The 20,316-nt window shown below is 54.0% G+C and carries 17 protein-coding genes; 7 read left to right on the top strand and 10 right to left on the bottom strand.

What is annotated here, in order from left to right:
* Window positions 1–424: 424 nt before the first annotated feature.
* Entirely contained in the window at window positions 425–1,858 is a 1,434-nt protein-coding gene (locus tag OM794_RS10180) for an aldehyde dehydrogenase family protein (protein WP_226249842.1), read from the bottom strand.
* Window positions 1,855–3,555, bottom strand: coding sequence for an acetolactate synthase large subunit (locus OM794_RS10175; protein ID WP_226249841.1), 1,701 nt, complete (start codon window positions 3,553–3,555; stop codon window positions 1,855–1,857). The genes OM794_RS10180 and OM794_RS10175 overlap by 4 nt, the downstream gene beginning before the upstream one ends.
* A 528-nt stretch (window positions 3,556–4,083) precedes the next feature.
* On the opposite strand from OM794_RS10175, the gene OM794_RS23365 reads away from it, so the two are divergent.
* Window positions 4,084–4,593, top strand: a complete 510-nt coding sequence (locus OM794_RS23365; protein ID WP_413229669.1) for a helix-turn-helix domain-containing protein — start codon at window positions 4,084–4,086, stop codon at window positions 4,591–4,593.
* 17 nt (window positions 4,594–4,610) lie between these two features.
* Here OM794_RS23365 and OM794_RS10170 read toward each other — a convergent pair whose 3' ends face one another.
* Window positions 4,611–5,504 (bottom strand): LysR family transcriptional regulator, encoded by an 894-nt coding sequence (locus OM794_RS10170; protein WP_226249839.1) that lies wholly within the window; start codon window positions 5,502–5,504, stop codon window positions 4,611–4,613.
* A 116-nt stretch (window positions 5,505–5,620) separates the two neighbouring features.
* On the bottom strand, window positions 5,621–6,238 hold the full coding sequence (locus OM794_RS10165) for a TetR/AcrR family transcriptional regulator (RefSeq protein WP_226249838.1): 618 nt from the start codon (window positions 6,236–6,238) through the stop codon (window positions 5,621–5,623).
* Window positions 6,239–6,415: 177 nt separating this feature from the next.
* Between OM794_RS10165 and OM794_RS10160 the strand changes: the two genes are divergently transcribed.
* Both OM794_RS10160 and OM794_RS10155 read left to right on the top strand, forming a co-directional pair.
* A complete protein-coding gene (locus OM794_RS10160) occupies window positions 6,416–7,636 on the top strand; it encodes an MFS transporter (protein ID WP_265154568.1) in 1,221 nt (406 codons plus the stop codon).
* A 90-nt stretch (window positions 7,637–7,726) separates the two neighbouring features.
* Window positions 7,727–8,659, top strand: coding sequence for an alpha/beta hydrolase (locus OM794_RS10155; RefSeq protein WP_319001081.1), 933 nt, complete (start codon window positions 7,727–7,729; stop codon window positions 8,657–8,659).
* 181 nt (window positions 8,660–8,840) lie between these two features.
* Here the strand turns inward: OM794_RS10155 and OM794_RS10150 are convergent, their stop codons facing one another.
* The 6 genes from OM794_RS10150 to OM794_RS10125 all read right to left on the bottom strand — a co-directional run bounded on the left by OM794_RS10150 (window position 8,841) and on the right by OM794_RS10125 (window position 15,524).
* Window positions 8,841–9,431: a class I SAM-dependent methyltransferase gene (locus OM794_RS10150; protein WP_265154567.1), complete on the bottom strand. Its 591-nt coding sequence runs from the start codon at window positions 9,429–9,431 to the stop codon at window positions 8,841–8,843.
* A 790-nt stretch (window positions 9,432–10,221) separates the two neighbouring features.
* Window positions 10,222–11,196 (bottom strand): oxidoreductase, encoded by a 975-nt coding sequence (locus OM794_RS10145; protein WP_265154565.1) that lies wholly within the window; start codon window positions 11,194–11,196, stop codon window positions 10,222–10,224.
* A gap of 93 nt (window positions 11,197–11,289) precedes the next feature.
* Window positions 11,290–12,255 (bottom strand): alpha/beta hydrolase, encoded by a 966-nt coding sequence (locus OM794_RS10140; protein ID WP_226249375.1) that lies wholly within the window; start codon window positions 12,253–12,255, stop codon window positions 11,290–11,292.
* 194 nt (window positions 12,256–12,449) lie between these two features.
* Window positions 12,450–13,460: an SDR family oxidoreductase gene (locus OM794_RS10135; protein ID WP_226249376.1), complete on the bottom strand. Its 1,011-nt coding sequence runs from the start codon at window positions 13,458–13,460 to the stop codon at window positions 12,450–12,452.
* A gap of 146 nt (window positions 13,461–13,606) precedes the next feature.
* Window positions 13,607–15,043, bottom strand: coding sequence for an NTP/NDP exchange transporter (locus tag OM794_RS10130; protein WP_226249377.1), 1,437 nt, complete (start codon window positions 15,041–15,043; stop codon window positions 13,607–13,609).
* Between the two features lie 304 nt (window positions 15,044–15,347).
* On the bottom strand, window positions 15,348–15,524 hold the full coding sequence (locus tag OM794_RS10125) for a hypothetical protein (protein ID WP_226249378.1): 177 nt from the start codon (window positions 15,522–15,524) through the stop codon (window positions 15,348–15,350).
* Window positions 15,525–15,918: 394 nt separating this feature from the next.
* Here OM794_RS10125 and OM794_RS10120 point away from each other — a divergent pair, with 394 nt between their 5' ends.
* The 4 genes from OM794_RS10120 to OM794_RS10105 all read left to right on the top strand — a co-directional run bounded on the left by OM794_RS10120 (window position 15,919) and on the right by OM794_RS10105 (window position 20,273).
* Window positions 15,919–16,854, top strand: a complete 936-nt coding sequence (locus OM794_RS10120) for an XdhC family protein (protein WP_226249379.1) — start codon at window positions 15,919–15,921, stop codon at window positions 16,852–16,854.
* An 83-nt stretch (window positions 16,855–16,937) separates the two neighbouring features.
* Complete coding sequence (locus tag OM794_RS10115; protein ID WP_265154563.1) at window positions 16,938–18,026, top strand: alpha/beta hydrolase; 1,089 nt, start codon at window positions 16,938–16,940, stop codon at window positions 18,024–18,026.
* 208 nt (window positions 18,027–18,234) lie between these two features.
* Window positions 18,235–18,900: a response regulator transcription factor gene (locus OM794_RS10110; protein WP_226249381.1), complete on the top strand. Its 666-nt coding sequence runs from the start codon at window positions 18,235–18,237 to the stop codon at window positions 18,898–18,900.
* Window positions 18,900–20,273 (top strand): ATP-binding protein, encoded by a 1,374-nt coding sequence (locus OM794_RS10105; protein WP_226249382.1) that lies wholly within the window; start codon window positions 18,900–18,902, stop codon window positions 20,271–20,273. The genes OM794_RS10110 and OM794_RS10105 overlap by 1 nt, the downstream gene beginning before the upstream one ends.
* Window positions 20,274–20,316: the final 43 nt, after the last annotated feature.

The following is a 20,316-nucleotide window of genomic DNA, read 5'->3' as shown; positions in this document are numbered from 1 at the left end:
GGCGAATACAATTACCAGGCGTTGCACTGAACGTCAGAGTTCTTGCGGGGGGGGCGTGCGGGAGTTTGCCTTGGTGCTCTATACTGCGGCAGCGCATAGAGGTATCAGTAGCGTCCTATTTACCTTCTCAATCGGGGAGTAGCGTTTGGCAAGAACTTTTGGCGCCAGATGAGGAACACTGAAATGGACATTGAAAAGCTACGGACATTCGTGGAAGTTGCTTACACTGGAGGAATTTCGCCTACCACCCTACGCAGGCATATACGGACTCCCCTCACCAGGTCAATGCCCCTGCACGGAAGACTCGGGCCCTGACCGAAATCACGGTAAAGCGTCAAAGGCTGTTCCTTCTTAGGCCGGATTGATGGGGATAGGCTCAGGGGGGGTAGCCCCTGAACCTTAAAAGTCGCCCCAAAGGCGAACCTTAGGGTCGGCGAATCACCAGGTTGCGGATTTCGGACATGTCTTCCATCGCGAAACGCACGCCTTCGCGGCCCAGGCCCGAGTCCTTGACCCCGCCATAGGGCATGTTGTCGACGCGATAGCTGGGCACATCGTTGATCACTACCCCGCCGACATCGAGATGATCCCAGGCATCGAACATCTTGAACAAGTCGCGGGTAAAGACGCCCGCCTGCAGCCCGAATTTAGAGGCGTTAACCTCGGCGAGAGCAGCATTGAAATCAGTGAAGCGTGATAGCACAGCGACCGGGCCGAATGCCTCTTCAGTGACGATCCTGGTGTCGGCAGGCACGGCTTCTAGCAGGGTGGCGGCGAGCATCGCACCCTCACGGTTGCCGCCGCAGAGTAGCGTCCCACCAGCAGCGACGGCCTCCTTGACCCAGGTTTCGAGCCGCGTCGCTTCCTTGATATCAATCATCGGGCCGATGAACGTGTCGCGCTGCTTGGGGTCGCCCGCCACCAGCGTCTTTGTCCTGGCGACCAGCATGTCGCGGAAACGGTCATAGACATCGGCATGGATGATGATGCGCTGCACCCCGATACAGCTCTGCCCCGACTGGTAGAAAGCCCCGAAAATGACACGCTCCAGCGCATCATCGAGATCGGCATCCGCATCGATGATCACCGCGGCATTACCGCCGAGCTCGAGCACCACTTTTTTCTTGCCGCAGCGCGCCTTGAGATCCCAGCCGACATCGGGAGATCCAGTGAACGAGAGTAGCTTGAGTCGTTCATCGGTGGTGAACAGGTCAGCACCGTAGCGGCTGGCGGGCAGGATCGAGAATGCACCTTTGGGCAGGTCGGTCTCGGCAAGCACTTCGCCGATAATGATCGCGCCCAAGGGGGTACGGCTCGCTGGTTTCATCACGAACGGACAGCCCACCGCAAGCGCCGGGGCTATCTTGTGAGCAGCCAGGTTAAGCGGGAAGTTGAACGGCGAGATGAACGAACAGGGCCCGATGGGTACCCGTTTCCAGATACCCTGATAGCCCTTAGCGCGCGGCGAGATGTCGAGTGACTGGACCTCTCCGGTCGTCCGCACCGACTCCTCGGCGGCGATACGAAAGGTATCGATCAGTCGACCGACCTCCCCCTCGCTGTCCTTGATCGGCTTGCCCGCCTCGACGCACAGCGCGTACGCGAGCTCATCGAACCGCTCGGTGAAGCGAGTGACGCAATGGGTGAGCACCGCCTGACGCTCGTAGCTCGCCATCCGCGCCATGGGTTCTGCTGCCTCGACTGCGCCGGCGATCGCCGCATCGATCGTCGCGGCGTCGGCCTGGGCAACGTGGAACGCGACTGCGCCGGTGAACTTGTCGGTCACGGCAAGATCGGTGTTCGGCTGTTGCGCCACGTTGTTGAGATAGAGCGGATAGATGGACTTGAGATTAGTCATTCGAAACTCCCGGGGCGCATCCCGCTTTCCACCGAAGCTGAAGAAAAGGAGTGCAATTCTTTCGACAGCATCTTGATGTCGATGTTGAGGATCTGGTCATTCTCTGAATAGTCGACCGGGCAGTCGATCAGATGAACGCCCGGTGTGTCGCGGGTATGTGCGAGCAATTGCTGGAGGTGCTCAGCACTTTCCACGCGATGCCCGATAGCGCCATAGCTTTCTGCATACTTGACGAAATCGGGGTTGCCATAGGAGAGGCCCCAGTCCTTGAAGCCCATATTCGACTGCTTCCAGCGGATCATGCCATAGCTGTTATCGTTAAGAATCAACACGGTGAGGTTGAGCTTCAAGCGAACGGCGGTTTCCATTTCCTGGCTGTTCATCATAAAGCCGCCATCGCCACAGACCGCCATCACCTTGCGATCAGGGTAGACCATTGCCGATGCCATGGCAGAGGGCAGGCCCGCCCCCATAGTGGCGAGCGCGTTATCGAGTAGCACGGTATTAGGCCGGTAGGCCGGATAGTCGCGTGCAAACCAGATTTTATACACCCCGTTATCGAGGCAGATGATGCTATCTTCGGGCATCGCCCCGCGGATCTGCTCGACCAGGTAAGGCGGGAAGATAGGGAAGCGTGCATCCCCCGAGATCGACGCGGTGTGCGCGACCTGCCCCTTGCGCGCCGTCAGCATGGCGTCGAACGTCCAGCCACCATTGGGAACGATGTCCTGCTTGATCTGCCAGATCGCATTGGCGATATCGCCGACAACCTCGATCTGTGGAAAATAGACCGGATCAACCTCAGCGGTCTTGGACGAAATATGAATCACCGGTGTACCGCCCGGCTGCATGAAGAACGGTGGCTTCTCGATCACGTCATGACCAATATTGACGATCAGGTCGGCGGCCTCGACCGCGCGGTGGACAAAATCGCCCGATGACAGCGCTGCGCAGCCGACAAACTTGGGGTGACGTTCGTCGATCACGCCCTTGCCGAGCTGAGTAGTAATGAACGGAATGCCGGTCTTCTCGATGAACTGCCGCAACATCCGGCAGGTCATGGTGCGGTTGGCACCTGCGCCGACCACCAGGATCGGCGATTTGGCGTTTTCAAGGGCATGCACCGCAGCGCGAATCGACTTCACATCGGCATTGGGTCGCCGCGTATGGCTGCGCTTGAGCGGCATTGATTCAGTCTGCTCGGCGGCGATGTCCTCGGGAAACTCGATATGCGTCGCACCGGGCTTCTCCTCTTCGGCGAGCCGGAACGCTTCACGCACCCGGCTGGGGATGTTGTCGGCGCTGGCGAGCTGATGAGTGAACTTGGTCAGCGACTTCATCATGTCAACCACATCGAGGATCTGGAAGCGGCCTTGCTTCGATTTTTTGATCGGTTTTTGTCCGGTGACCATCAGGATTGGCATACCACCAAGCTGCGCATAGGCGGCGGCGGTGACTAAATTCGTCGCGCCGGGCCCTAGCGTCGCCATGCACACCCCGGCCTTCCCGGTATGCCGGCCATAGGTGGCAGCCATAAAGCCTGCCCCCTGTTCGTGCCGGGTAAGGATCAGCTGAATCGAGGTCGAGCGGCTGAGACTGTCGAGCATATCGAGATTCTCCTCGCCAGGAACCCCGAAAATATACTCTACCCCCTCTTCCTCAAGGCACTGGATGAATAGATCGGACGCTTTGGTCATGGTGGAGTTCTCCTGGAGCAGGCTGTATGGGATAGGGAGGATAACGTTCCTATTCAGTACTGGTGGCGTAAACGAAACCGATGTGTTGAGCGTAGTTAGCGATAATCCGCAATGTGCCAAATACCTCCTAGTAGGCCATGCTTGATCATCGGCGAATAGAAGTGCTGTTCACCCTTGACGGACGCGATAAAATCTGTGAAATGACTTGTCACTATCACAAAGGATCGACGCTTATTATTGGATGCCAGCCCGCAATTTGGATGCGTGTGTTATGCGCGACGCCCAAAGCCCCTTCAGGTACCGCGAGAAATCAGTTACGAAGAACGCAAGAACTCAATAGCCCTGCTCCTTTGGCGTTCCCCTTTTCGCGACAAAGCTAATCAGCGGACGCTACTACCGAATCAAACATGTGAACATGCATAGTACTAGCCAGAGGCAACGGCACCTCTGACGATGTCTAGTAGAAACCGATGGGTTATCGACGACTTCAAAGCCATTAAACAAAACCAACTCTGAAGGGCCGACTACTTGAAACAGACCAGGCTAATACTGACACTGCTAATAGAGACGGAAAGAGTTATTCATCTAAACCCTGACGCCGCTGCGAGGCAGTTGCTTCGGGCAATCTCCTTGCTTACCGCTGACAGTGATAGCAAACCTTCACAGGACAGAGCCCCCGGTAGGTTAGCTCGGTGGCAAGTTGCTCGTATCAATGACTTTATAGATCAGCACCTGGGCCGATGCATCCGGACAAACGAACTCGCATCGCTATTGGGCCTGAGCACCAGCTATTTTTCGCACTTGTTCAAAAAGACCATGGGAATAACGCCGCTGATGTATGTAACTGCAAGACGAGTCGAGGCTGCAGGACAATATATGCTCTGCTCGGAGTGCTCCCTAAGTGATATAGCTCTGAGGTACGGTTTTTGCGACCAATCGCACCTGTGCCGGGTATTTAAACGCGAAACAGGCTTATCGCCGCAAACCTGGCGAAAACTTTATAGTGATGTCACCTCTCGTCGTAGACAGTCTGCATAAGGCTTATCGCATGATGTTTAGTGATTTAGCTCCGCAAAATGCAGGTTATGTTCGAAATATTCGATAAGCAGTTCAGTAAGAACCCGTACTTTTCGGGCGGGATGGTGCCCTGGCGGGCGGATAACATAGGCACCGCCAGGGCGCACGGGATAGCGAGTCATAACCGGAACGAGCGCACCAGAAACTACATAGTCCTTAATAAGCCCACTGGGAAGCATACCGACACCAAGCCCAGCCACGGCAGCTGCGACCAGCGCTATACCATTATCGGCCTTGAAACGCCCTTGCGACCGAACAGTAATGATCTTGTTGCCATCCATGAATTGCCAGGCTTCGGTGCCCTGCAGTAGGGTCTGATGGTCAAGGAGCTCGTCTGGAGTTTCCGGCGCACCGTGGGCTTTAATATAATCTGGACTCGCAACAACCGTTCCATAAATAGTTCCTACCCGCCTTGCTATCAAGCTGGAATCCTCAAGATAGCCAAGCCGTATAGCGCAGTCATAACCTGCTGCGATCAGGTCGACGACATGATCACTATAATAAGTGTGAATGTGAAGGTACGGGTGTCGACGTGCCATTTCTGCTATCACCGGTGCGAAGTGGCTGGCACCAAAAGAGAGCGGCGCAGATACCCGCAACCGACCACGTAGGTCTCCAGCGGGAAGGATCGTTTCCCTGGCCACATCAATTTCGGCGCAAGCTCTGGCTGCATAGTCGCGGAACGTGATTCCGGCTTCGGTGAGAGCAGAGCCGCGAGTGGTGCGTGCTAAAAGTTGAATCCCAAGTTCCGCTTCAAGCCGGAAAAGCCTTCGGCTAACGATCGACTTCGATACGCCGAGCCGGCGTGCAGCCGGCGAAATCCCCCCAGCCTCAGCAACTTCCACAAATGTCTGTAACTCTTCGATATCCACTTCTGCATTACCCACTTCGTGACCCAGCTATACACAAAGGCGTTCTACCGCATCAAAAATAGGAATGGCAGTATTTTCTAAATAAACCTGCTCTGAGCTTTTTTTTCTCGATAGCGCTATCCCTTGGTTCTCGATGCATCCCACACTAGCATCACTTGGGTGATGGCAGCGTCTAGCTCAGAGTGACGAACACCGTCTCGAGCCAGTGTGGAAAGTCCCAATAAAAAAGAATCAAACACCGTGGATAATGCTTGCACATTGGTGTCAGCCCTTAGCTCACCGTTCTCGATACCGCGTTTCACGCAAGCCATGATACCTGCGCGGGTTCTTGCCCGGGAACGTGTTAATGGAGCGATCACTGCGGCATTCGAATCCGAGGGTGTGCTAATGACACTCAACCCCACCATGCAGCCTTTGGGGTGCCCACGCTCACACTGCATCTTAGCGGAACGCCGTAGAGTCACTTCAATGGCGTCGCGGGGATCAAGCTCCGCCTCCCATAAGGATTCTGTAACGAGCGCATAGGTGGACAAATAACGTTGTGCGCACTCCTGAAACAACGCTTCCTTGGAACCAAAGGCTGCGTAGAAACTAGGGGCAGAGATACCGCTGCCGATACCCGCCTTTAATTGGCTTAACGACGTAGATTCATAGCCGTTCTGCCAAAAAATGTGCATCGCCTCTTCCACTGCCTTGTCACGATCAAAGGTTCGCGGTCGCCCCATCGTTGCCATATCGAACTCCCTAAATTATCCACCCAATTAATATACTATTCGGTATATAAATCCTTGACAAGGCACTCCTAACACACCTAGATTTATACCGATCAGTACATATGTAGCAAATTGCTGGGTATCGCAGCACTGAACCGCAGCCCAGAAATTACTTAACCCTTAAAAAGGATCTTTGTTGTGAGCTATTTATCCGCACAGGCAGAATTAGCTGAACCTGATCGACTCCCACTCGCTGGGCTGCTGGCCTTGGCCATGACGGGCTTTATCTGCATTGTCACAGAAACAATGCCAGCGGGCTTATTACCACAAATCAGCCAGGGCTTTGACATTAGCCCATCACTCGCGGGTCAAATGGTGACAGCCTATGCGCTGGGATCCCTGTTAGCCGCCATCCCGCTCACAATTGCCACCCGCGGATGGCGGCGCCGCAACGTATTATTAATAACCATTATTGGTTTTCTTATTTTCAATTCAGCTACAGCGCTCTCCACTAATATCTGGTTAACGCTAGCCGCTCGCTTTTTCGCCGGGGTTGCGGCGGGACTTGCCTGGAGCCTGCTTGCTGGGTACGCAAGACGAATGGTGGCGCCTCATCAGCAGGGTCGTGCCTTGGCAGTGGCAATGGTAGGAACGCCAATTGCTCTCTCCTTGGGCGTCCCTCTTGGAACCTTTATGGGTTCCGTTATTGGCTGGCGCGCGGCGTTCTGGATTATGTCAGCCTTGGCGCTCGTCTTGATTATATGGGTACTCGCCAAAGTACCTGATTACCCCGGTCAGCCCACTCACGAACGTATGCCATTGCTGAAAGTGTTTACGACGCCTGGCGTGAAACCGGTACTGGCGGTTGTTATCGCGTGGATGCTCGCTCACAACATTCTCTATACCTACATTGCACCCTTTGTGGCTCCTGCGGGACTTACCGATCGTATTGATCTTGTTTTGCTGGCGTTTGGTGCGGCGGCCCTCTTCGGTATCTGGCTAACCGGGAAACTGGTGGAACGCTTTCTGCGTGCAACCGTACTGGCAAGCTTGGCAGCATTTGCCCTAACGACGTTGGTGTTCGGTTTGGGCACGTTGAATCCTCTTGTCGTTTACCTGGGCGTCGCTATCTGGGGCATTACCTTCGGTGGTGCGGCAACGCTACTACAAACGGCGCTTGCGGACACTGCCGGTAGCGGCTCTGATGTAGCACTTTCCATGAATGTAGTCGCCTGGAACAGCGCTATCGCTGGCGGTGGATTATTGGGAGGTTTTCTGCTGGAAACATGGGGAGCTGGCTCATTTCCATTTGCTCTTACCTTGTTGCTCTTAGTAGGACTGGCGATCGCATGGTCGGCCAGCACACATGGTTTCCGACCCGGGCAACGCACCACAGCTACCCCTTCTATTGGTCACTAAGCCAATCGTTAAACCTTTTTTACCAACCTAGCAGTAACCCTCGGCTTCTCCGCCGACCCTTCCAACATGCCACTAATTGAGGATTAATCCGTGTCCCAACATCATAGCAATGCTTATCTAAGTACTTCATCGACTTCTCCCGCCGATGAATTCCCGATCCCTGAGGGGTTCACTAGTGGGTATCAGACCATTGATGGCGTTAAACTCCATTACGTTAAAGGCGGATCTGGCCCACTCGTTTATCTGGTGCATGGTTTTGGTCAAACCTGGTTTGAGTGGCACCAACTGATGCCCGTGCTAGCAAAAAGCTTCACCGTTGTTGCGCCAGACCTCCCGGGACTGGGCCAGTCGGCTGTCCCACCCTCCTATAGAGCCACAGATATTGCAGTGCTGCTCTATAAGCTCGCCAAACAGTTCAGTGGTAATCAGAGGTTTGATCTGGTTGCCCATGATATTGGCATCTGGAATACCTACCCTATGCTGGTGAAGCATCAGGACGCTATTCGTCGTGTTATCTACATGGAGGCTCCGATCCCTGGCGACAGCATTTACTCGTTCCCCGCTTTTACCCCCGAAGGTGAATCATTGGTATGGCATTTCAGTTTCTTCGCCGCAGAGCACCAGTTGGCAGAAAAGCTGGTCTCGGGTAAAGAGCGCATCTTCTTTGAACACTTTATCAAAGTTCATGCTACCAATAGGGAGGTATTCACGTCGGAGCTTCTTGACCTGTATGCTCATTCATATGCCAAACCACACAGCCTTAATGCCGCTTTCGAGTACTACCGGGTGCTCAATCAAGGCGTAAAAGATAATAACGAATTGGCCAAAACAAAGGTCACTATTCCTGCACTTGCAATTGGCGGTGGAGATCATGGCGGTATGGGGCAGTATCAGATTGATATGATGCGGCATTACGCCAGCGACGTGACAGGCATCGTTATCCCTGGTGGCGGTCACTGGTTGCCTGAAGAGTGCCCCGAAGCGCTGAATGAAGTAGTGATGGATTTCTTGAATAGAGACTAAGCGAGCCTACACGCTCTTGCGTTTGGGGCTGTGAAAAAACCATCGGGACTTATAAAGTCCCGATGACGGCATAACAAAAACCTGTGCCCCTTAGCAACAGACCTAGCTCATCTGCTGACAATACTGTTAAAACTAGTAGTCACTCATATCTACTCAACATCCCCCCAAGCACCGATTATCGCTAATATATAGAAGAGATCCGACGAAAACGGTAGACCGTCGCAGGAGGAAAATTGGCTAACGTGCGGCCTAGCCGTTCCGCTTTGATTCCAAGATGATGCTGGATCCGCTGTGAAACGGGGCATCGAGCGCCATAGGTGAACTGATAGAACACGCCCTCTGGCCCCATCTTACGAAACGCCCCCGACAGAACCGCGACCACTTTACGTGGCGACATGGAAAGTAACGGCAGGCCGCTAATGACCGCACCGGCAAGCTTCCCATTAAAAAGGTCGACCATCCGAAGACGAGTGGCGTCCATTCTCAGTATCTGGGCCTGCGGATAGAGAATACTGAGTGCAACCGCAAACTCAGGCATCGATTCAATCAGCGTAAGATCCTCTTGTTTAACACCACGTTCAATCAATGCGCGCGTAAATACCCCGGTTCCCGGCCCAAGCTCTATCACGGGCCCCGTTGCGTGCGAGATTTCAGAAGTGATAAGTCCTGCTAGGGCGCTTCCGGAGGGTATAACGGAAGCGACAAGTAGAGGGTTCCGGGCCCATGCCAAGAAAAAACTCAATGATTCATTCGTAGCCGTGCACTGCTTCATAACCGATGCTCCTGAGCGCAAGTTATAGACGGAAACAAGTCGGTTGCATGCGCGCTTTTGGTGCTCCTAATGACACTCCTCCGACCTGATACCCTTCGCATAAGCCAAAACAGGACAATTTCTAAACACAACAGAAAACCGAGTGCCACCAGGATGAGAGCCGTCGTATTTTCAGCAGCTGACCAATAGGAAGCAGAGTAACCGATGCTAATAAATAGGCCGTTCCAAATTACGATGCCAGCAGCCGAGGCCATCAGGAAACTCCCTGAGTGACTGCGTAGAAGAGCCGCAAAGGCAGGAGCGAATAGCCTGATGGTAGGCACGAGTTGAAGTGCAAAGGCCAGTACGGTCTGGTTTCGCCGAAAGATGCAATCCATTGAGTGATGCGATCAGCAGACATGCCGAAGAGGCGCCCTAACCTGCAGAGAAACCTCATAGAGCGTGGTTCACCAAGCCCTCTAAAAACGTAAAAGCAGAGAGTGGCCCCTAAGGTATTACCCGTAACAGTCACAAGGAAGGCAATTGACGGTGACCAAGTTCCTTCCGCTGCGGCAATCCCAACAGTAAGCAGTAATCCATAGGAAGGTATTACCGGCACGAAACGCTCCGCAAACGTGATAGCGAAAAGTGCGATCAAGCCATAGGCACTGAGCCATGCGGTAGCGGTACTAACTGGATCGAAGTTCATAGGCTATGCTCTCCTGTCACAAACTACTGCGAGCCCCTCTTCACACCGCAGAGGTAGATAGAACGTTTCGCGTACGGCGTTCAGCTATCGTTTCAGTAGTGATCAGTGGTAGGGAAGACTTATACTTCGATTATCAGCGACGCTGGAATGCTGAACTTTCTCCAGGGAAAACAGCACTCCCGTCAATCGTTCCGACGCCTCCCATAGCCTGCTTGCAACCTCTATATCCAGTGATTGTGGAGGAAGTTTTGCCGCGGAAGGATAGCCTCTGGTTTCACCCAGTCTATTAGGGCCGTAATAGGCACCACCCTGCGCGTGCGGTGACGTGGCGGAAAAAAGTGTCGGTAACGCTCCCTGCGCTGCTGGCTGAAACAGGAACCAAAGGTAACGACGGACGATACCCACGGCACTTTTTGCACCAGCGCCATTGGGCAACAGGTCGGTGCGTGAAACACCGGGGTGTGCAGCGATACTCTGGATACCCCAACCTGCGGCGTCACTGCGTCGTTGCAATTCGAGAGCAAACATCAGGCAAGCCAGTTTTGACTGACCGTAGGCAACCATTGGTTTATAGCTACGCTCGGACTGCAAATCGTCGAAGTCAATTGTACCGCTACGAGCGGCGACGCTTGAAAGAGTGACGACACGTGGTTGATTTCCCTTGCACAGCAGCGGCAATAGCTGAGCCGTCAAAGCGAAGTGGCCAAGATAGTTCGTGCCAAACTGGAGTTCGAACTGATCGGCCGTCATTTTCCGATCTGGGGGCGCCATAACCCCTGCGTTATTGATAAGGAGATCGATGCTGTCAAATGAGGCGTGTAAATGTTCACCAAATGCTGCAATGGAATCGAGATTAGCGAGATCTAACGCCTCAAACCACACATTCGCGTTGGCAACGTCGTGACGAATCCGATCAATGGCCGTCGCCCCTTTCGATACGTTTCGCCCTGCAAGAATGACGTTTGCGCCAGCGCGAGCAAGCGCCAATGCGGCTTCAAACCCAAGCCCACCTGTACCAGTAACGACCACGGTACGGCCACGTTGAGGGGGAATGTCAGAAGCAGTCCAGTTGGTCATGGGCCGAGCCTCGCATTAAATAGAAGTAAGATCAGTGAAGTGCCTAACTCAGTTCATAGGCAGTGCCGTATGGAGCAGTATTGAATGGCGAGATTAATTTGCGTTTAAGGCTTTCGGCATCAGCGATATGTCGTACTTGGAATGCAGATGCTTCGAATAGAACTGCGTGAGCCGTTCTATGGCTTGATTGACGTAATCGGACTTGTAGTACAAGTCGTAATGACTAGCCCCTTCAACGATAAAAAAATCCTTCTCAGTGGCCGGTGAAAGATCAAACAACGATTTACCATTCTCGTATTGACCAGTGTTGCCGCGGCGTCCTCCAACAATCACTTGAAGCGGCTGCGTTAACAGTTCAGGTACCAAGTTAAAGGCATCAAAGCCGAGCAGGTGGATGTAACTGGTGAAGAGCAAACGATTGCTGGCGTTGGGGTGGCGAAAGCGCGACTCCCGGTAAAATGTGACAGCTTCTAGTAATTCCGGATCCGTAATGCCAACGGCCTCTGCCACTTTCATGCTGTCAGGAATCCAGGGATCAAACCTAAGCTCGGCACCCCGCACCTCCTCTGTACGTTGCGTGCCTACTTCTTCCAGCGTTTTGAAGAGTTCATCCCTTGTCTGCATCTCACGAAACGCCCGGCCTATATCATTAGCCACAACCGTTCCAATCGCTTTGAAGCGCCTGTCGGTAAGTGCAGCGTTAACCGCATACCCACCTCCGGCGCAAATTCCCAGCAGCCCAACGCGTAGCTCGTCTATGAAAGGCAGCGTCATCAGAAAATCCACAGCGCAGCGAATGTCCTCAACGCGAACAGATGGATCCTCAAGATTGCGGGGCTCCCCGCCACTTTCCCCTTGATAAGACGGGTCGAAGGTAAGGGTTACAAACCCTTGATCCGCCATCTTCATTGCGTAGATCGCGCCGACCTGCTCCTTTACACTACTCCCAGGCGTGGCTAGAACGAGTGCAGCATAGCTCTTGGTTGCGTCGAAACCGTTGGGTAAATGGATATTTCCAGCCAGTTCGATGGCTCTGTTTCTAAAAAAAATGCGTTTCATACTGACTCTCCTGCTGACATTACCTAGTGCCGCCGCATGCACAGGAATATTGCCTACGGCGACAAGGAAAAATTGACTGGCAATCGGCAACTCACCCCTGCCATATCACACGCTTCAAACGGTCACCGCTAATCCATTGTTAACCAACAGGATGAAGGGCAGATGGGTATAGCGAGGATGAGTTAACGGTCACGTTATGGATAATATGTGTCAGTCATCTCTTCGGTGATCGCCCATAGGCGGGCAGCGGCCTCAGCATCGTTGGCCGCAGGAGGAACGGTCGCTAGGCCAAGCGGACCGCTAACTTCACGCTCTCCGGTCGGTCCGTAGTATGTGCCCCCTTGCGCTTCGGGAGAGGTAGCAGCATACAGTGTTGGTAACGCCCCCTGTGCCGCCGTCTGGTAGTGTTCACGGTTGGCAGCCCACCGTTGCCCCTGCTCGCTATCCAGTCCGGGGCCGCGGGCAACCAGTTCAGTTACCGCAACGCCGGGATGAGCAGCCATGCTTTGGATACCCCAGCCTGCAGCATCGCTGCGTCGCTGCAGCTCAAAAGAGAACATTAGATCCGCCAGTTTTGACTGGGCATAGGCCGCCATCGGCTCGTAGCCCTGGGTGGACTGCAGGTCATCGAAATTGATACTGCCTAAGTGAGCGGCAATGCTGGACAGGGTGACAACCCGAGGAGAATCGCTCTTGCGTAACAGCGGTAATAGCTCTGCGGTCAAAACGAAGTGCCCAGCATAATTGATGGCGAACTGCAGCTCGAACCCCTCAGCAGATACACCGCGTTCTGGTGGGGCCATAATGGCCGCGTTGTTGATCAGACCATCCAGCCGGGGAAGTGAGGTGCTAAGGCGTTGGCCCAGGGCATGAACCGAGGCGAGATCGGCTAGGTCGAAGGGTTCAAAGGTCACCTGTGCGTCAGGCACCTCCTCTTTTATCTGGTCAATTGCCTCCTGCCCACGCTCGGGATTGCGCGCCGCGATCACCACCTGCGCTCCCGCAGCCGCGAGCGCCTTTGCGTCTTCATACCCCATGCCACTGGTTCCACCGGTAACCAGGAAAATACGCCCCTCCTGGGAGGGCATATCGGCCAGACTCCAATCAGGTTTGGGCTGGGTCTGTGCCAGCGCGCCACCCGCGAAGAATACACAAATCAACAGCACAATAAGGACAGTGAGACGAGTTCGTAACACATTAGACATTCTTATTTCCTCATTTAGATCAGGGGTATACATCGGTAGATAAGTAACGCCTGCTCAACCTCAGCAAGAGGCGCTCTACGCCATTTTGATCATGCTTCAGCAGCGGGCCGTCCCTAATTCGTGCTGATATATTCATTGTGTAATTCTCATAGCCACGGCTTGGCTTGAGTTTGAGCAACACGTGCTCGCGTCTCTGGCACTGAAGAGCTCACGCTCTTCTCTATCGGCTGATCAAGGCCGCTGTACTCGCCTGAAAGCACAGGGGTAGTGGGCGGCAGGGCCACACGACCGGCCTGCGTGCGACCCAGCCAGAAACCCAGTGCGGCCCAAGCCAACGCAAGAGGTACCACCACACTGACCAATCCCCCTATGGCCAGCCCCAGTCGCCCAAGTGCGCCTTCAGTTTGAGCACCAACAACATCGCCAGCACGGTAGATAAAGGTATCCACGAAGGCCTTGGCCTTGTACTTGTCCTCACGATCGACCACGGTAAATAGCGCCTCTCGCGCTGGCCGGGTAACGCCCCGTTGGAGCGCACGCGTAGTGGCCTCAAGTAGGATTAGCACCAAAAACGATCCGTATATCGCCAACCCGATAAAACCCAGCGCGGTGGCTACCGGCAGGATCGCCAGCGCCACACCTAAGCCGTAACGTTGGATGATTTTCCCGGTCAGAGTAAGTTGCAGAACCAGCACCGCTACCTGCGTCCACATATCGATGTTGCCTAGTATTTCCGCACGCACGTCCATGTTGTCTGATACTGCTGCCACCATCTGCAGGCGGGTGAAGTAGATAAATGTTGCGAGCACCGTCATTAGCAGGATGTAACCGGCAATACCGGTCAGATAGCGAGAACGGAAAACTGCACGTAGCCCTGCCCAAGCGCTGCCACCGATACGTTCATATTCGCTAATGAATCCGACGGTGGTTGTGTCAGCGCTGGCTTGATCGGGTGCCACACGCACCAGCAGCCATGCCAAAGTGAGAGCGAGCAGCAAGAAGCCACCGGCAACAAGCAGCAGGCTGGGCGTACCTAATGGCAGAGCTAATTGAGACGTAAGCCATGGGCCAAAAATCGCGCCGAGGGTGCCGCCGACCGAGATCAAAGCGAAGAATCGTTTGCCCTGATCGCTCGTGAAGCGATCCGCGAGCAACGCCCAGAACACCATGGTGACGAACAGATTGAACACACTGAACCAGACAAAAAACACCTGTCCGCTGCGCTGTCCCACAGCGGCGGGCGCAAACATCAGCATTGCCCAGAAGGCCACCAAGCTCAGCACGAAGAATCCGTAGGTCGCCCCAATAAACTGCAGGCGCTTCAAGCGGCTGACCAGCCAGCCGAACAGTGGATTCACCGCCAGTGTTACCACTGCGGTGCCAATAAACAGCCAACGTATGTTCTCGATACCGCGCTCCATTCCCAGCACATCACGTACAGGACGTAACAACATCAATGCGGTCAACACACAAAAGAAGAACAGCGCTGCAATCAGCACAGGAGCAATCTCCTCACGGCGGAGATTGAATAGCGTTTTCAGTAGGTGCGGGCGTCGTGACGCCGTAGGTGTGGTTCTGCTCATTGAGATCGCATCCTGAGTTAAAGCACGCCACATAGGCGTCTTTAGTTCTTGGTCGAAAGTAGCTGTTGTCGTAGCATTTACCGGTGAGATTAATTTGCGTTTAAGGCAATCAAGGCGAAGGTGATCTCTCAGAAAAGACGCTTTCCAGCTGCCGCCGCGCTCCAAACAGGCTTTAAGTAGAAGACTTAATCCGTTATTAATGTCGTTTTAGGAACGTCGCTGGTTGAGCACACATTAGTCGCTGTGCAGCTTGCTCTCGGCCTACTTGGCAGCTTTATCCGATATCGCAAGCTGTCAAAACCTTTTAAGGGTTTCTATTGGTCAGGTCAGACGGAGTCAATTCCCGTGCTTCATGGTCTTGATGCATGGCTATCGCGTCGACATTGGTAACTCTGTTATATTTAGTCGCCCCCCGCTCAGCAAACGCTGCATGAGAGACAAGCATGAATGTAATAACCAGCGTTGCGTTTAACATTTTCATGATTCACTCCTCCTGACTAAAACGTGTTTTAAGCAACAATAATTTTAAGTTAATCCAAACAATTAAAGTGGCCACCGATAATTAAGCGTGCCGCTCCTGCTTGGTATTAATAACTACCTTATATCCGCCCAGAACCATTTAAGGGCTTCAGCTCTGAGGCGAATAAGAGAATGTTATGGGATAGATATACCCGCGATATGCCAATTTTTTCGACGTTTTGTCGCCAAATGTGACATTCAAGCCAAATATAATTAAATAAAGTCTATTTCACCTTTAAATATTTGAGCAAATGCGCGGTTTTAGCGCTGAGACAAACTGATACAAGTACGACACACTATTACAGCTCAGCCATAGTAAAGTGCTCTCATTGCATATCTATAAGGGAATGTCGACTATGTATTTTGAACATGCTCAGGATGTTCTTGGGCAGTGGATCTCTTGGTCTCAGAAAAGCAAAGTGGCTCTTGTTATAGTGACATCGACAGAAGGCGGCTCGGTGCGCATGCCGGGTGCTCTGATGGCCGTGTCCGACACTGGCGAAAGTTGCGGCTATATCTCAGGCGGCTGTATCGATGCAGATGTCGTTAATAATGCGCGAGAAGCGCTTCGCTCTGGCCAAACAGCATGGCTTAGATACGGCAATGGCTCGCCTTTTATGGATTTGCCCCTCCCCTGTGGAGGTGCCATTGAGATTTGCGTCCTTCCAAGTGCAAAGGCCGATATCCTAAGTGCGTGCCATTATCGGCTCGCTTCTCGCCTGAAAGTCACACTCAATCTCACGGAAACTGGAGACCTCCAACTGGGGCAACCGACAGCCGCAAGTGTATTGTCTTTTCCATACACACCCAAGCTACGTCTGCGCATCGCCGGACGAGGTGCCGACAGTTTAGCGCTAGCCCGACTTGCAATGGCAAGTGGTATTCAAACCGAGCTGCAACTCCGTGATGGCACAGACATCCAAGAAGCTCAGCGACAAGGCATCAACGACGTTACCAAGTTGACGGTGCCTTCAACGCTGCCAGAATTGGACGATGATCCCTGGACTGCCTTTCTCCTAGCCTTTCATGATGTCGATTGGGAGGAAAAGCTCCTTGCTCAAGCGCTTGAAGGATCCGCCTTCTATATCGGCGCTATTGGAAGCAAGGCAACTCATGCCCGTCGCTGCGACAGTCTTCGTGTTCACGCTGGTTTTACTGAGAATCAGATCAGTCGAATCCGCGGCCCCGTTGGGTTGATCCCATCAATGCGAGATGCATCCATGCTAGCCGTCTCGATACTCGCCGAGATCGTGGAAGCCTATCAGCATGAAACGCGATTTCTCGATCAATAATCCGTGCAAGCACACAGCTGAACTCACGTAGGAGGTTGTCATGCATGTTTTAAGACGCAAGCTCCTTAAAGATGGAGTGTTTCATGTTTCGCCGCCTTAATATCCTACTGTCCCTTCTCTTGCTGGCCTCTTGTACCGTGCCGCCGAATTCCCCGCAGTTTCAACCGTCAGAAAACCTGCCTCCCTATGAGCAGGAGAGTTTTGATCAATATGTGCGCGAAACCCGTGCGTGGATTGCCGATCATCGCGCTTTTATCGGTGAAAACCACGACCTTGAAATAGAGCTGAATACGCCGTTTGAAATCCGTCCCGCTGAACCGGCGCAGCGCGGTATCTTGTTAGTTCACGGACTGGGCGCAAGCCCGTGGTATTTTATTGATATCGCGACTGCCATGGCGAATGACGGCTGGCTGGTTCGCTCCATCCTGTTGCCTGGGCACGGCACCCGACCTGCCGATTTGATGCTAGCTAACAGTAAGGATTGGGAAAATATCATTGCCCATCACGCCAACCTGCTGGCAGAGGAGGTCGACGAACTTTGGCTCGGCGGTTTCTCAACTGGCGGTAATCTGGTCACTTCCCATGCGTACACAGATGACAATATCGAGGGGATACTGCTGTTTTCTCCGGGGTTTTATCCTGATACCAACTATCTGTTTCTCACCCCAGCCATTTCTTACTTCTGGGACTGGCTTAATATCGATGACGAAGACAATATCGCCACCTACCAGTCCCTGCCCACGCAAGGGGCCTCCCTCTATTATCGCTCGGTCAGCAGAGTACAAAAAAATCTCGACACCGCACGCTTTAACAAACCTGTCCTAATGACGATGAGTCAACATGATAGTGTCCTTGACCCCAATGCGACACTCACTGCCTTTCAAGATCGCTTTCCTCATAACAAATCACGCTTCGTTTGGTACGGTGATACACCGCAAAACCTTGATGATCCCCGAGTCACCGTCCTTGTTAGTCACCTACCCGAACGGCGCATCAGCACTTTCTCCCATATGAATGTGCTGTTTGCTCCTGAAAATGCCTATTACGGTGAAGCAGGGAGCTACATAATGTATGAAAATGGTCAGGATGATATACCCCGCCCCGATAACCCTGAAGATCTCTGGTTCGGGGATGGGGGCAAAGCGCAACGGGCGAATATCATGCTCGCCTGACCTGGAATCCCTATTTTCCAGACCTTCTCGACAACATTCGCGAGGTAACAGCCGACTAAATGGCCGGGTAGGCTAACTCGTTCTTCCTACATCATTAAGTAAATGAATAAGTACGGCCACCTATCAGCTTTTAAATACAGGCCTTAATCCGCTATTAATATCGATGTAGGAATATCGCTGACTCTCCTTATCAATCGAGCTGCCCGCTATGGATGCGATCCTCCTTGTTGAAGACGACCACATGCTGGGTCGTGCGCTGTCATCCGCCCTTGGCCAGGAAGGCTGGCGCGTTGTGCATTGCAAAGACGTTGCATCCGCGCGTACAGCACTGGTCGACCACGCATTCGTCGCAGTTCTACTTGATCTCGGGCTGCCGGGCGGCTCAGGATTGGAGGTGCTGTCCTCGATGCGCAGTCGCTACGACCCGACGCCGGTGCTGATCATTACCGCACGCGATCAGTTGAGCGACCGCGTCCGCGGGCTGGACGTTGGTGCTGACGACTACATCGTCAAGCCGTTTCAGCGCGACGAAATGCTGGCACGGCTACGTGCGGTGCTGCGCCGCAGTCGTGGCGCAGTCACCCCCGTGTTGCGGTGGCGTGATGTCGAGATCGATCCCGCTGCGCGGGTTGTGACCCGTGAAGGTCAGCGTATTAGCCTCAGTGCGCACGAGTTCCGTCTACTGCTGGCACTGTTCGAGTCTCGTGGCCGTGTTCTCAGTCGTGATCAATTGCAGGATCGGCTCTACGGTGACGATACGGAGATCGGCAGCAACACCGTTGCGGTCTTCGTACACCAACTAAGGCGCAAGCTTGGTGATGGCGTAGTGGTAACAGAGCTCGGGTTCGGCTATCGCCTCGGGGATGAACACTAATGCGCGCGCTACGCACACGATTGCTGGTTGCGCTGGCCACAGTGCTGCTCTCTACTTGGGCTATCGGATTCGCCATTCAGTACGTCAACGTGCTGGAGCGCCAGGGTGGCGAGATAGATGGCATGCTGCGCAATATTGCCGAGCAGATACTGCAGTCGCTGCCAGCGGATATCGCCACCGCAGGCCAACAGCAGCAATTTCTGCTCAGCGGTGAGACGCTGCCCGCGGAAGGCAAGTTCGGCGCGCTCGGTTTCCAAGCCTGGGAGCATGGTACGGGGCGACGATTGATGTCGTCGCGTCCGGCACCAGCGTACCCGATGGCGCCGGACTTCGTTGATGGCTTTGCCGATGCCACCGTTGCTGGCGTGCCCTGGCGCGTATTCGCCGTCAGCGACGCCGACCGACGAGTGCAGGTGCAGGTAGGCGTGCCGACATCGGCCATCCGGGCGGAATTGATGCGCTGGCTCGGCCCGACCCTACTCACAGCACTGTTGCTCCTGTTCGGTATCGGTGTCGCGATATGGCTGGTGATCCACTGGTCGCTGAGACCAGTGCTGCGCGTCAGCAAGTCGCTCGCAACCCGTGCCCCTCTTGATCTGGCACCGTTGCCCGAACATGGATTACCAAACGAATTCACGCCGCTGGTGCGTTCGTTCAACCAATTGATGGCTCGATTGGCGCAGGCGCTTCAGCATGAACGCGAGTTTATCGGTGAGGCCGCCCACGAATTACGCACGCCCTTGGCAGCGCTGCTGACCCAGGCACAAGTGCTACAGCACGCTAGCGACCAAGAAGAAGCGGGCGAAGCGCTTGATCATCTCATCGCAGGTATCGAGCGCACCTCGCGACTGGCGCAACAACTGCTTGATACCGCGCGGGTGGAGTCCGGCGGTTCAGCCGCGCGCGCGCAGGATGTGGATCTGGCAATGATTGCGGGGATGGTGGCCGACGAGTTCGAGTTGGTTGCGTTACGCAGTGACCAATCCATCGAAGTCGCAGGAGGTCACGCGCCGGTACATGGTGACATTGATGACCTCGGCATACTGGTTCGCAACCTGCTCGACAATGCCTTACGTCATGGAGGCCCGGGAACGCGTGTACGGCTGGAAACTTGGGTCGAAGATGAAGGACATGCTCGAATGGCGACCTTAAGCGTTGCCGACAATGGCCCCGGCATTCCCGATGGTAATTACGAGCGAGTGTTCGAGCGCTTCTACCGCGCTGAAAATGGTCATCGCACTCAGGGTATTGGCATGGGCCTAGCGCTGGTCGAACGCGTTGTCGCTTCGCATGGCGGACAGTTAAGATGCAACGTCGGGCTTGAGGGTCGTGGTTTTGGCATTAAGATCCAGCTACCTGCAACCAAAGGGTGATAGCCCTACTCTCTCCTTAAAAGCCTATCAACTAGCCGACGAT

It is taken from the genome of Halomonas sp. BDJS001, from assembly GCF_026104355.1.
Lineage (GTDB): Bacteria > Pseudomonadota > Gammaproteobacteria > Pseudomonadales > Halomonadaceae > Vreelandella.
Note: the sequence above shows the minus strand (reverse complement) of the source record. Positions and strands in the feature narration are given on the sequence as shown.